We start from the raw sequence: 11,917 nt of genomic DNA on the forward strand, positions 1-11,917 counted from the left end.
TTCCCCGTTACAAAACATCACGGGACAGCTGGATTTTGCCGGGTGATAGCTCAGCCTCGGTTGCCTTGCGGTCAAGCCGGAGCCTACAACGCACGCCGACCATGGATAGACCCCTGCACCCTTTCCGCATCGCCAATTTCCGCAGTTACTGGCTGTCCCGTTTCAGCGGCACGATCGCGGTATCGGCGATGTCGATCGTCATCGGGTGGCAGGTCTATAATCTGGCGCGCGAGACGATGGACGTGCGCCAGGCCGCCTTCATGCTGGGCATGATCGGTTTCGCGCAGTTCGTGCCGCTGTTCCTGCTGACCCCGATCACCGGTCTGGTCGCCGACAGCGTCGACCGGCGCTGGATCGTGCGGGCGACGACGACGCTGCTCGTGCTGACCGCCGCCAGCCTGTGGCTTCTGACCTGGTCGGGGCATCTGACGCTAGGCGCGCTGTTCACCGCCGCCGTCGCCTTCGGCATCGCGCGCGCCTTTTCCGGGCCGGCCTATTCGGCGCTCGCGCCCAATCTGGTGCCACGCGAAAGCCTGCCCACCGCCATCGCGGTCAGCTCGATCGCGTGGCAGGTCGGCACGATCGCGGGGCCCAGCGTCGGCGGGCTGCTCTACGCGGTCCATCCCGAATTCGCCTACGGCGTCGCGACCTTGTTGTTCGCGGTCGCACTGTTCTGCATCTTCCTGATCGGCCCGGTGCCGCAACCGCCCGCGCAGACCGATCGCCGGCCGCTGACCCGGATCATCGAGGGGTTCAGCTATGTCCGGCGCAACCGGCTGGTCCAGGCGGCGATCACGCTCGACCTGTTCGCGGTGCTGTTGGCGGGTGCGACCTCGCTGCTGCCGGTCTATGCCCGCGACATCCTGCATGTCGGGTCGCAGGGGCTGGGGTTGCTGGCCGCCGGCATGGGCATCGGTGCGGCGACCACCGCCATCTGGTTCTCGGTCCGGCCGATGAAGTCCAATGTCGGGGTGAAGATGCTCGCCGCCGTGGTCGTCTTCGGCCTCGCCATCCTGACCTTCGGCATCGCCAGCCATATCACCGGCGCGCTCGGACTGGATAGCGGCACCGTCCAGCTGGGTGGGGCCAGCCTCTTCGTCCACCCCGCCTTCCTGCTCAGCCTCGTCGCGCTGATCGTGGCGGGCGGCGCGGACATGGTGTCGGTCTATGTCCGCCAGTCGCTGATCCAGCTCCACACCCCCGACGTGATGCGCGGCCGGGTGAGCGCGGTGTCGCAGCTGACCATCTCCGCCTCCAACGAGTTGGGCGAGTTCGAGAGCGGCGTGATGGCCTCGATCCTCGGTCCCGTCGGCGCCGTCGTGTTCGGCGGGGTGGGCGCGATCGGCGTCACATTGCTCTGGTCGCGGCTGTTTCCGGAACTCCGGCGCGCGCGAACCTTTGATCCGCCTGAAATCCTCAGCACCGAACCAACCCACGGAGAAGCCAAGCCATGAAGGCCAACACCATCCTGGAAACGATCGGCAACACGCCGCACATCAAGATCCAGCGGCTGTTCCCCGGATCGGAAGTCTGGATCAAGTCGGAGCGTTCCAATCCCGGCGGCTCGATCAAGGACCGTATCGCGCTCGCCATGATCGAGGCGGCGGAGGCCAAGGGCGAGCTGAAGCCCGGCGGCACCATCGTCGAGCCGACCAGCGGCAACACCGGCGTCGGCCTGGCGATGGTCGCGGCGGTGAAGGGTTACAAGCTGATCCTGGTCATGCCCGAATCCATGTCGATCGAGCGTCGCCGCCTGATGCTGGCTTACGGCGCGACCTTCGACCTGACGCCGCGTGAAAAGGGCATGAAGGGCGCGATCGAGCGCGCGCTGGAGATCGTGCGTGACACGCCCGGCGCCTGGATGCCGCAGCAGTTCGAGAACCCCGCGAATATCGACGTGCATGTCCGCACGACCGCGCAGGAGATCCTGAACGACTTCCGCGATTCGCCGATCGACGTCATCATCACCGGCGTCGGCACCGGCGGCCATATCACCGGCGTTGCCGAGACGCTGAAGAAGGAATGGCCCGAACTGAAGGTCTATGCGGTCGAACCCGCCGCCTCGCCGGTCATTTCGGGCGGCCAGCCCGGCCCGCACCCGATCCAGGGCATCGGCGCAGGCTTCGTCCCCGCCAATCTCCACACCCAGGCGATCGACGGCGTGATCGAGGTCGATGCCAATGTCGCCAAGGACATGGCACGCCGCTCGGCGACCGAGGAAGGGCTGCTGGTCGGCATCTCGTCGGGCGCGACGCTGGCGGCGATCCTGCAGAAGCTGCCCGACCTGCCCGAGGGTGTCCGCGTGCTCGGCTTCAACTATGACACGGGCGAGCGCTATCTGTCGGTGCCGGACTTCCTGCCCGAACAGTGAGCACGCCAGATCGGCCGCGCGGCGGCATCCGCGCGGCCTTGTTCGTCATCGCCGGTACGGCCAGCGCCGTACCGGCTTTGCTCGTGGCGAACGCCCCCGCCATCCCGCATCAGGCCCGTGCCCGGCCGCAAGGTCCGGCGCGGGCGGGTCGCGTCGTGCCCCCGGCCGAAGTGCCGGCGGTCGAGCCGGTCGCCTTTGTCGACATGACCCCCGACGAAGCGCGCGCCTATAACGCCAGCGTCCCCTTTTCGAACGATCCCAATCCGGCGGCGCGTCCCTTCGCCTTTCGCGGTACGGCGGAGGACAAGGCGCGGGCGATCGACTGTCTGGCGGCGGGCGTGCTCTACGAGGCGGGCGACGATGCCAAGGGCGAACAGGCGGTGGCGCAGGTCGTGCTCAACCGGCTGCGCCATCCCGCCTTTCCCAAGACGGTGTGTGGCGTGGTGTTCGAGGGGCAGGAGCGCAGCACCGGCTGCCAGTTCACCTTCAGCTGCGATGGCGCGCTAACCAAGTGGCAGCCGCCCGAGGCCGCCTGGACCCGCGCGCGAGACATCGCCGGCATGGCGCTGAATGGCAAGGTGTTCCGTGCCGTGGGCCATGCGACCCATTATCACACCGACTGGGTCGTCCCCTATTGGCAGGCCAGCCTCGACAAGGTCGCGGCGGTCGGCAGCCATTTGTTCTTCCGTTGGTCGGGATGGTGGGGAACGCCGCCTGCGTTCAACCGACATCTGGTGGCGGGCGAACCTGTCATCGCGTCGCTGGCACCCTTCTCGCCCGCGCACCGGGCCGGGGTGGACGGCACCGCCGAGGCGGGCGCCGCGCTGGCCGAGGGGGCGGCTGCCACCGGCGCGGCCACACCGCTGGCCAATGAGCCCGACACCTTCCTGGTGTCGCTGCCCGGTGGCCTGGCGGCGGAAGGCTTCCCGGCTTATGCGCTCAAGCTGTGCGGCGACCGTGCGCATTGCACCGTCATGGCATGGCGCGAAACCGCCGCCACGCCGCAGGCGGTGCCGCTGACCCCGCTGCAGATGGAGACGATGGCGTTCAGCTATTACCGCGACACCGGGATCGGCATCGAGCGAACGCTTTGGAACTGCACCGTCTATACCGCGATGAAGGGGCCGCGCTGCATGAAGCGGCAGAGCCTGACGGCGATGCCCATCACGCCGAGCCAGACATTGCAGGTCAGTGCACCGGCACCCGCCCCTACCACCGCGCCCGGCGAACTGCCCGGCGTCCGTCGCGCCAGCGCCGCACCGGCGGAGGCGAAGCCCCAACCCTGACCTGCTCAGTCGCGATGGGCGTTCAACAGGTCGACGAACTCGGTCAGCTCGGCGATGGCGGCATCGATGTCCTGCTTCTGGGCCTGGAGCGCATCGATCTTGGCGGCGCAGCGCGCGACGGTGACCTCGCGCTGCTGCCGCCGGCCGTCGCCCAGGTCGTAGAGATCGATCATCTCGCGGATTTCGGCCAGGCTGAACCCCACCCGCTTGCCGCGCAAGATCCAGGCGAGCCGGGCACGGTCGCGCTGCGAATAGATGCGCTGCGTGCCCCGCCGCTCTGGCGCGATCAGCCCTTCATCCTCATAGAAGCGCAGCGCGCGGGCCGTGACGCCGAACTCACCGCATAGCTCGGTGATCGTGTAATCGTCCCGATCGCCCCGAGGGGGAATGGCGGCATAGGCGGCGACCCTGGTCATGGTCGCGACGCTAAATACCCTTTACGTCAACGTCAATCGGCGCAAAGCGCGGTCCCGTTGGGGCCGCGCAGGGTGCGCGCTTCCGCCACCGAAGCGCTGACCCGCTCGACCGCCAGCGCCGACAATGTGGCGCGGCCGGTGCACAGGCCGTTGCAAGTCGCTGGCAAGGCGGCGGGAAACTGGATGCTGTCGCCATCGAGCCGGGCGGAAAACCGGCATGCGCCCAGCACGATCGTCAGGTCCCGGCCGGAACGGGACAGGGTGCCCCGCGCGGTACAGCCCTGTCCTTCGCCATAATCGAGCAGCACGCCGATGTGGCGGGGCGCATCATCCTCACCCCCCGAGGCGGGCATGATGCACATCCGGTCCGAATCGCGCGCCCAGATGCCATCGAGCGGAATGGTCGCCGGGTCAGCGACGAGGCCGGTCGCGATGCTGGCCACCTCCAACCGCTCGCCCGCCGCATTGTCCGCCGTCTCGCCCGATGACGTGCAGGCGGCGATCAACAGGCAAAATGTGAGGCCAAGGCGACGCGCGATCACGCCACCGGCGCCAGCCCGTCCCCCTCGACCCGGCGGAAGAAACAGCTGCGCGCCCCGGTGTGACAGGCGGGCCCGGCGGGGTCGCAGATCAGCCACAGCGCGTCCTGATCGCAGTCGATCCGGATTTCGGCGACGTTCAGCACGTTGTTCGAACTTTCGCCCTTCTTCCACAGCCGCTGGCGACTGCGCGACCAGAAATGCGCCTGTCCGGTCGCCCGGGTCGCCGCCAGCGCCTCGGCATTCATATGCGCGACCATCAGCAATTCACCACTGACACGATCGGTAATGATCGCGGTCAGCAAGCCCTGGGCATCGAATTTGGGGTCGAGCGTCAGCCCGGTGTCGCGTTGGTCGGCCATGATCGCGATCTAGCCGCAACCCCGGCCTCTTCCAAGCTATCCGTGGTTGCGAATCGCCTCGATCAGGTCGGCCTTCTTCATCTTGGACCGCCCTTCGATGCCGATCTTGCGCGCCTCCTGCATCAGATCGTCCTTCGTCCGATCCTCCAAATGGGTCGCGTTATGCTTTAGGCTGCCGTTCGCCTTGGCATTGGCGATGCGCGCGGCTTTTTCCTTGGATTGGCCCTGCTTGCGCAGTTCCTCGTACAGCCCATCATCCTTGATCTGGGCGCCGTGATCGCGGGCCATATGGCATCTCCTGCTTTCGGGTCCGAAACGCGGACCTGTCGAAAATGATCCCATCAACCATGACAAACAGGCGACAAACGCCGATCACATTCCTATATGCGCCCCGTCTGCCCCTTAGTTGCGAACGTTGCGAGCGCCTCTCCCATGCTGACCACCAACCCCTTCGACGACGACAAACTCCGCGAGGAATGCGGTATCTTCGGCGTGTCCGGCGCCACCGGCGCGGCCGCGCTGACCGCGCTGGGGCTCCACGCCCTGCAGCATCGCGGACAGGAAGCCGCCGGCATCACCAGCTTCGACGGCACGCTGTTTCACACCCACCGCGCGATGGGCCATGTCGCGGGCAATTTCGACCGCGACGACGTGATCCGGGGCCTGCCCGGCGAGGTCGCCTGCGGCCATGTCCGCTATTCGACCACGGGCGAGACCGCGCTGCGCAACGTCCAGCCGCTTTATGCCGACCTGTCGACCGGCGGCTTCGCCGTCGCGCATAACGGCAACATCTCGAACGCGATGAAGCTGCGTCGCGAACTGGTGCGTCGCGGCTCGATCTTCCAGTCGACCAGCGATACCGAGACGATCATCCACCTCGTCGCGACGTCCAACTACCGCACGCTGCTCGACCGCTTCATCGACGCGCTCAAGCAGGTCGAGGGCGCCTATTCGCTGATCGTGATGACGCCCGAGGGCATGATCGCCTGCCGCGATCCGCTCGGCATCCGGCCGCTGGTCATGGGCCGCCTCGACGGCGCAGTGATCTTCGCTTCGGAGACCGTGGCGCTCGACGTGTGCGGTGCGACCTTCGAACGCGCGGTCGAACCGGGCGAGCTGGTCATCGTCCAGGGCACCGAGATCCGCTCGATCCATCCTTTCCAGGCGGTCAGCCCCCGCCCCTGCATCTTCGAATGGGTGTATTTCAGCCGCCCCGATTCGATCGCGGGCGACCAGTCGGTCTATTCGGTGCGCAAGGAAATCGGCGCGCAGCTGGCGATCGAAGCGCCCGTCGATGCCGACCTCGTCATCCCGGTTCCCGATTCGGGCGTCCCCGCCGCGATCGGCTATGCCCAGCAATCGGGCATCCCGTTCGAGCTGGGCATCATCCGATCGCACTATGTCGGCCGCACCTTCATCCAGCCGGGCGACAAGGTCCGCCACCTCGGCGTCAAGCTGAAGCATAATGCCAATCGCGCGCTGATCCAGGGCAAGAAGGTCGTGCTGATCGACGATTCGATCGTACGCGGGACCACGTCGCTGAAGATCGTGCAGATGATGCGCGAGGCCGGCGCGGCCGAGGTGCATATGCGGATCGCGTCTCCGCCCACCCGCCATTCCTGCTTCTACGGCGTCGACACGCCCGAGCGTGCCAAGCTGCTGGCGGCCAAGCTCGATCTGGGCGGCATGACCGACTTCATTCATGCCGACAGCCTGTCCTTCGTGTCGATCGAGGGCCTCTACAAGGCGCTGAACGCCGCGCGGGACGGCAAGCCCAGCTATTGCGATGCCTGCTTTACCGGCGACTATCCGACGACGCTGACCGACCATGACGAAACCGCCACGGTCGACCAGTTCGCGATGCTGGCCGAGCGGGTCGCCTGATGGCCGGCGCGCTCGACGGCAAGCTGGCGCTGGTCACCGGGGCCAGCCGGGGGATCGGTGCCGCCACCGCCATCGCACTGGCGGCACAGGGCGCGCATGTCATCCTGACCGCGCGGACGCCCAAGGGGTTGGAGGAGGTCGAGGAGACCATCTTCAACGCCGGCGGGGCCGCGACCATCGCCCCGCTCGACCTGACCGAGAACGAATCGATCGGTCGGCTGGCGGGCGCGATCGGCGAGCGCTGGCAGGCGCTGGACGTGATGGTGCTGAACGCCGGGATGCTCGGCTCGCTCGCCGCCGTGCCGGCGATCGACGCCAAGGAATTCGCCCGCGTCCTGACCCTGAACGTCAGCGCGCAGGCCGCGCTGATCGCCGCGTTCGACCCGATGCTGCGTCGGTCGAAAGGGGCGCGGGTCATCGGCGTGACCTCCTCGGTCGGGCGCAAGCCGCGCGCCTATTGGGGCGCTTACGGCGCGTCCAAGGCGGCGTTCGAGACGCTGCTGGGCGCTTATGGCGACGAGACGTCCGAGATCAGCGCCATCCGCACCGCTATCGTCGATCCGGGCGCGACCCGGACGCAGATGCGCGCCAAGGCCTATCCGGGGGAAGACCCCGCGTCGGTAAAGGCGCCCGAGGTGGTGGCGGACCGGATCGCCGCGCTGGCGATCGAAGGCTTTGCGCCGGGGCACTTCGAACGCGTGGGTCTATAACGTCTGCTAGGCTGGCGGTGGGGCGTGGCCTTCGACTTCGCTCAGGCTGAGCGGGGTTAAGGAAATAAAGTCCGCCTCACCACAGCCGTTCAGGCTGAGCGAAGTCGAAGCCCACGCCCGCCCCTCGCCCGGAACCCCTCACCGCAACGTCGCGATGATCCCCGCCATCTCGAACACCGTCCCCTGCGCATCCAGCGAAAGCCCCCGCGCCGCGCCGGCCAAATCCTGCGCCGCCGCATAGGCATCCAGCGCCACCTTCAACCGCGCGCCGGAACGCCCCCGCGCCTGCGTAGCGATGAAGGCCGGCACCCGGTCGAGAAACGCCTCGTACCGCGCCTGCGCCGCCTTGCCCGCCAGCGACTTGGCCAGCTTCACCCGCTCGGCATTGCCGGGGTCGCCGCTCTCGGCGATGCGCGCGATCGCCGCGTCCATGCCCGCGATGTCCAGACCGGCAAAGCGCAAGGCCCGGCCCGGCGCGCCCTCGGCGGCGGCGACCAGCGCGCCGATCTCGCCCTCGTCCGCCTCGGGCAGTTGCTGGCGCAGCACGCGCGCGACATCGCTGTCGGACAGCCGCTCGAAGCGCAGGAGCCGGCACCGCGAGCGGATCGTCGGCAGCAGCCGCCCCGGGGCATGGCTGACCAGCAGGAACACCGTCCCCGCCGGCGGCTCTTCCAAATTCTTGAGGAGCGCGTTCGCGCCGCCCCGTTCCAGATCGTCGATCGCATCGATCAGCACGACCCGCGCCGGCCCCATTGCGGGTGCGGTGGCGAACATGGGTTGAAGCGTGCGGACCTGCGCGATCGTGATCGACCGCGCCAAATCCTGATCGGGCTTTTCCGCATCCTTGGGCAGGCGCGCGAGGATGCGGAAGTCGGGATGCGACCCCGCCTCGATCAGCTTGGCGGTCGGGTGCTGCTCCGGCACGGCGAGGCCGGGGGGCAGGTCACCCTGCCCGCTCGCGCGTGCCAGCAGCCGCGTCGCCCCCGCGCGCGCGAAGCTGGCCTTGCCCACACCCTCCGGCCCGGCGATCAGCCAGGCATGGTGGAGCTTGGCGCCTCCCAGCGCGGCGGCGAAAGCGGCCTGGCCTGCATCATTGCCGACCGGCAGGGTCATCCGATCAGCCGAAGAACGAGGTCAGCCCGGACCAGGCACGGCCGAAGAAGCCCGCTTCGCTCACATCCTTTTCCGCGACCAGCGGCAGGCGCTGCGCGGGCATGTCAGGCGAGCTGACGACCAGATCGGCAATATGCTGGCCGGCCTTGATCGGCGCCTTGATCGGCCCCTGATAGACGACCTTGGCGCTCAGTTGCGGGTCTAGCCCGGCGGGCAGCGTGACGGTCAGCTGGCGCGGCGCGACCAGGCCGACGCTGCTCGACGATCCCATCTGGACCTCGGCATCGGCGACCTTCTTGCCCTGCGACACGACGGGCTTGGCCTGCCATGCGCGGAAGCCCCAGTTCATGAACTTGACCGATTCCTCGGCCCGCGCGCCCGAGCTGTTCAGCCCGGCCATGACCATCACCAGACGGCGGCCATTCTGTTCGGCCGAGCCGGTGAAACCATAGCCGGCCTCTTCGGTGTGGCCGGTCTTCAGGCCGTCGGCGCCGGCGACGCGGCCGAGCAGCGGATCGCGATTGGCCTGGGTGATGGCGTTGCCGCCCATCGTCTTGCCCCACGAGAAATCGCGGCGCGAATAGAATTGCTTGTAGAGCTGCGGAAAGTCCTGGATCGTGTGCTCGGCCAGGTCGGCCAGGTCACGCGCGGTGACATAGGTCACGCCGCCGTCCGGCCAGCCGTTCGACGTGCCGAAATGGCTGTTGTTCAGCCCGATCTGCTTGGCGGTGCGGTTCATCCGCTCGGTAAAATTCTGCTCGGTGCCCGCGATATGCTCGGCCAGCACGACGCAGGCGTCGTTGCCCGACAGCGTGACGATGCCGTACAGCAGATTGGCGACGCTGACCTGCTCGTTCGGCGACAGGAACATGGTCGATCCGGCCTGGGGCCCGTGCCACTTCTTCCACGTCTCGGGCTGGACGGTGACCATGTCGTTGAGCTTCAACTGGCCCTTCTTGACCAGATCGAAGGCGACGTAGACGGTCATCATCTTGGCCATCGAGGCCGGCGGCATGCGGCGATCGGCATCGCGCTGGAACAGGATCGCGCCCGAGGACAGATCCTTCATGAACGCGACCGGGGCGGGCGTGTCGAACTGCGGCGCGGCCGCGATCGAGGGATGGGCCAGCGCGACGAGAGCGAGCGGGGCGGCGAGCGATGCGAACAACGTCTTCATGGGTGTTCCGTGACCAAAGGGCGGGAGGAGGTCAATCCTGATGCAGGACGCGGGCGTCGTCATAACCGGCCTGCGCGGCCGCGTCACGCAGCGCTTTCGCCGAATTTGCATCGAGCGCGCCGCGCTCGACGCGCCAGACGCGGCCGACATGCTGGGTACCGGCGTCGAACCGGCGGGCGAGCGCCTGGGCGCGGGCCTGGCTGGTGAAGCTGGCGATCTGGACGCGGTAGGTGCCGGCGGCATCCAGCTTGATGGGCCGGGCGACGGGCAGCGCGGCGCTCGCCCCGGCCAGGATCAGGCCGGGATTGTCGGAGCCGGCTTTCAGCGCACGCAGCCGGATATTGGCGACGGCGCGGCGATTGGTGCCCAGCAGGCGCGCCGCGCCGAGCGACAGGTCGGCCACCCGGTCCGCACGGCCCGGCCCGCGATCGCCGACGCGTGCGACGATGGTGCGGCCGGTATCGACATCGGTCACCTCGACCATCGAATCGAGCGGGAGCGAGCGGTGCGCGATCATCACATCGTCGGGATTGAAACGCCGGCCGGTCGCGGTGCGCCGCCCGGCCAATTCATGCCCGTACCAGCTGGCGCGGCCCGTCGCCTGATAGCTGCCATAACGCGCCGCCGGCGCATCGTCCGGTGCCGCCGCCGTCGCGGGCACCGCCAGCATCGCGGCCAGCGCCGCGATGGCGAGGCGCTCAACCCGCGATCGCATCGGCCAGCAATCCCACCGACAGCGCATAGAAATTGGAACAGTTGTAATCCAGGATGACCCGGTAGTTGCCGGTCAGCAGATAGGCGGTCGCCCCCTGCCCGTCCGGCTCCATCAAGGTTGCCAGCACCCGGTCGTCGGGCCAGGCCGCACCCTGCGGCACGATGCCCAGCGCACGCCATTCGGCGATGGTGCGCCAGCCGCTATGCCGTTCGAACACGCGGGGGCAGCGCGGGCTGACCAGCTGGTTGCGCACCATCGACCGGTCGAACCCGGCGGGCACGCTGACCGCGAAGCCCCAGGGCTGGCCCGCGCGCCAGCCGGCATTGACGAAATAATTGCCGATCGAGGCCAGCGTGTCCGCCTCGCTGTTCCAGATGTCGGCGCGGCCATCGCCATCGCCGTCGCGTGCCAGGCGGAGATAGATGGAGGGCAGGAATTGCGGATTGCCCGTCGCGCCCGCCCAGCTGCCCTTCAACTGCTCGCGGCTGACGCCCCGGTCCATCATCTTCATCGCGGCGATGAACTCGCCCTCGAACAGCGGCCGGCGGCGACCTTCATAGGCCAGGCTCGCCAGCGACCGGATCAGGTCGAAATTGCCGGTATAGGACCCGTAATTGGTCTCATGGCCCCAGATCGCGACCATGATCGATTCGGGCACGCCCGTCTCGCGCTCGATCCGCGACAGGCGCGGGCGCTGCGCCAGATATTTGCTGCGCCCCCGGCTGATCCGCGCGGCATCGACATGCGCGGCCTTATAGGGGGCGAAGGGGCTGAAACCGCTATTGGCGGGGCCACCGGGTTGGCGCCGGTCGAGTTCGATCACCCGCTCGTTGAGCGTCAGCGTCGGCAGCACCGCGTCCAGCGTCGCGCGGCTGACGCCCTGCGCCAGCGCGGTGCCGCGAACCTGCTGCAGATAGCTCTGAAACCCAGCCTCGTCCTGCGCCAGCGCGGGCGCGCTACTCATCAGCGTCGCCAGGACCGAAAAAATGCCGAGGCGCATCCCGCGCCGGGTAATGTTCCCCCACATGAGGCGTTCTTTGCCATAGCGGCCCCGCATCCGGAACCTCACGTCACCGCAGGCAAGGCACGATCAGCCGCTGTCGGGGGAATGGCACATGGGGTGCGCCGATGGCGGGTGGAGTGGGATTCGAACCCACGGAACGGTTACCCGTTCGCCAGTTTTCAAGACTGGAGCCTTAAACCACTCGGCCATCCACCCGTCTTTGCCGCGCCCCCATGCGCAAGAAACGGCGCGTCTTCAAGTCCCCCCAGTCAAGGCGGGACCCCGGTCTGCACGGCTTCTGCACAAAAGCCTCGCGAGATTCGCAACGGGTGCCATGATCC

At 68.0% G+C, this 11,917-nt stretch carries 13 protein-coding genes and 1 tRNA gene; 5 read left to right on the plus strand and 9 right to left on the minus strand.

The annotated features are described in order from the left end of the window. Positions 1-101: 101 nt before the first annotated feature. The 3 genes from ACQHGV_RS08715 to ACQHGV_RS08725 are packed head-to-tail and all read left to right on the plus strand — an operon-like array spanning position 102 to position 3,657. Positions 102-1,454 (plus strand): MFS transporter, encoded by a 1,353-nt coding sequence (locus ACQHGV_RS08715; protein ID WP_440977897.1) that lies wholly within the window; start codon positions 102-104, stop codon positions 1,452-1,454. After that, complete coding sequence (cysK, locus tag ACQHGV_RS08720) at positions 1,451-2,371, plus strand: cysteine synthase A (protein WP_409790854.1); 921 nt, start codon at positions 1,451-1,453, stop codon at positions 2,369-2,371. Before ACQHGV_RS08715 ends, cysK begins: the two co-directional genes overlap by 4 nt. Next, entirely contained in the window at positions 2,368-3,657 is a 1,290-nt protein-coding gene (locus ACQHGV_RS08725; protein WP_440977898.1) for a cell wall hydrolase, read from the plus strand. The genes cysK and ACQHGV_RS08725 overlap by 4 nt, the downstream gene beginning before the upstream one ends. A gap of 5 nt (positions 3,658-3,662) precedes the next feature. On the opposite strand, the gene ACQHGV_RS08730 is transcribed toward ACQHGV_RS08725, so the two are convergent. Genes ACQHGV_RS08730 through ACQHGV_RS08745 form a run of 4 tightly spaced genes read right to left on the minus strand, consistent with a single transcriptional unit; the run spans position 3,663 to position 5,262 of the window. Then, the gene (locus ACQHGV_RS08730; RefSeq protein ID WP_183951835.1) at positions 3,663-4,073 is read right to left on the minus strand and encodes a MerR family transcriptional regulator; all 411 of its coding nucleotides are present in this window, start codon (positions 4,071-4,073) and stop codon (positions 3,663-3,665) included. A 32-nt stretch (positions 4,074-4,105) separates the two neighbouring features. Then, complete coding sequence (locus ACQHGV_RS08735) at positions 4,106-4,615, minus strand: hypothetical protein (protein ID WP_440977899.1); 510 nt, start codon at positions 4,613-4,615, stop codon at positions 4,106-4,108. After that, entirely contained in the window at positions 4,612-4,974 is a 363-nt protein-coding gene (gene hisI, locus ACQHGV_RS08740) for a phosphoribosyl-AMP cyclohydrolase (protein WP_440977900.1), read from the minus strand. The genes ACQHGV_RS08735 and hisI overlap by 4 nt, the downstream gene beginning before the upstream one ends. A gap of 36 nt (positions 4,975-5,010) precedes the next feature. Then, entirely contained in the window at positions 5,011-5,262 is a 252-nt protein-coding gene (locus tag ACQHGV_RS08745) for a DUF7218 family protein (RefSeq protein ID WP_440977901.1), read from the minus strand. Between the two features lie 144 nt (positions 5,263-5,406). Here ACQHGV_RS08745 and purF point away from each other — a divergent pair, with 144 nt between their 5' ends. Both purF and ACQHGV_RS08755 read left to right on the plus strand, forming a co-directional pair. Next, on the plus strand, positions 5,407-6,858 hold the full coding sequence (purF, locus tag ACQHGV_RS08750) for an amidophosphoribosyltransferase (protein ID WP_183951838.1): 1,452 nt from the start codon (positions 5,407-5,409) through the stop codon (positions 6,856-6,858). After that, positions 6,858-7,568, plus strand: coding sequence for an SDR family NAD(P)-dependent oxidoreductase (locus ACQHGV_RS08755; protein ID WP_440977902.1), 711 nt, complete (start codon positions 6,858-6,860; stop codon positions 7,566-7,568). The genes purF and ACQHGV_RS08755 overlap by 1 nt, the downstream gene beginning before the upstream one ends. Positions 7,569-7,706: 138 nt before the next feature. Here the strand turns inward: ACQHGV_RS08755 and ACQHGV_RS08760 are convergent, their stop codons facing one another. From ACQHGV_RS08760 to ACQHGV_RS08780, 5 genes are all read right to left on the minus strand, one after another. Then, on the minus strand, positions 7,707-8,681 hold the full coding sequence (locus ACQHGV_RS08760; protein ID WP_440977903.1) for an AAA family ATPase: 975 nt from the start codon (positions 8,679-8,681) through the stop codon (positions 7,707-7,709). Between the two features lie 4 nt (positions 8,682-8,685). Further along, positions 8,686-9,858 (minus strand): D-alanyl-D-alanine carboxypeptidase family protein, encoded by a 1,173-nt coding sequence (locus tag ACQHGV_RS08765; protein WP_183951841.1) that lies wholly within the window; start codon positions 9,856-9,858, stop codon positions 8,686-8,688. Between the two features lie 31 nt (positions 9,859-9,889). Further along, positions 9,890-10,573: a septal ring lytic transglycosylase RlpA family protein gene (locus ACQHGV_RS08770; RefSeq protein WP_440977904.1), complete on the minus strand. Its 684-nt coding sequence runs from the start codon at positions 10,571-10,573 to the stop codon at positions 9,890-9,892. Then, complete coding sequence (locus ACQHGV_RS08775; protein ID WP_183951903.1) at positions 10,557-11,573, minus strand: lytic murein transglycosylase; 1,017 nt, start codon at positions 11,571-11,573, stop codon at positions 10,557-10,559. Before ACQHGV_RS08775 ends, ACQHGV_RS08770 begins: the two co-directional genes overlap by 17 nt. Before the next feature lie 129 nt (positions 11,574-11,702). After that, positions 11,703-11,792 (minus strand) — tRNA-Ser (locus ACQHGV_RS08780). Between the last annotated feature and the right edge of the window lie 125 nt (positions 11,793-11,917).

Origin of the sequence: Sphingomonas pseudosanguinis, from assembly GCF_052056765.1 — a bacterium.
Classification (GTDB): Bacteria; Pseudomonadota; Alphaproteobacteria; order Sphingomonadales; family Sphingomonadaceae; genus Sphingomonas; species Sphingomonas pseudosanguinis.

Coding starts and splice junctions, on each gene's coding strand:
- purF (WP_183951838.1), top strand. CDS start 5,407: ATGCTGACCACCAACCCCTTCGACGACGACAAACTCCGCGAGGAATGC.
- ACQHGV_RS08730 (WP_183951835.1), bottom strand. CDS start 4,073: ATGACCAGGGTCGCCGCCTATGCCGCCATTCCCCCTCGGGGCGATCGG.
- cysK (WP_409790854.1), top strand. CDS start 1,451: ATGAAGGCCAACACCATCCTGGAAACGATCGGCAACACGCCGCACATC.
- ACQHGV_RS08760 (WP_440977903.1), bottom strand. CDS start 8,681: ATGACCCTGCCGGTCGGCAATGATGCAGGCCAGGCCGCTTTCGCCGCC.
- ACQHGV_RS08775 (WP_183951903.1), bottom strand. CDS start 11,573: ATGCGCCTCGGCATTTTTTCGGTCCTGGCGACGCTGATGAGTAGCGCG.
- ACQHGV_RS08755 (WP_440977902.1), top strand. CDS start 6,858: ATGGCCGGCGCGCTCGACGGCAAGCTGGCGCTGGTCACCGGGGCCAGC.
- ACQHGV_RS08770 (WP_440977904.1), bottom strand. CDS start 10,573: ATGCGATCGCGGGTTGAGCGCCTCGCCATCGCGGCGCTGGCCGCGATG.
- ACQHGV_RS08765 (WP_183951841.1), bottom strand. CDS start 9,858: ATGAAGACGTTGTTCGCATCGCTCGCCGCCCCGCTCGCTCTCGTCGCG.
- ACQHGV_RS08715 (WP_440977897.1), top strand. CDS start 102: ATGGATAGACCCCTGCACCCTTTCCGCATCGCCAATTTCCGCAGTTAC.
- hisI (WP_440977900.1), bottom strand. CDS start 4,974: ATGGCCGACCAACGCGACACCGGGCTGACGCTCGACCCCAAATTCGAT.
- ACQHGV_RS08745 (WP_440977901.1), bottom strand. CDS start 5,262: ATGGCCCGCGATCACGGCGCCCAGATCAAGGATGATGGGCTGTACGAG.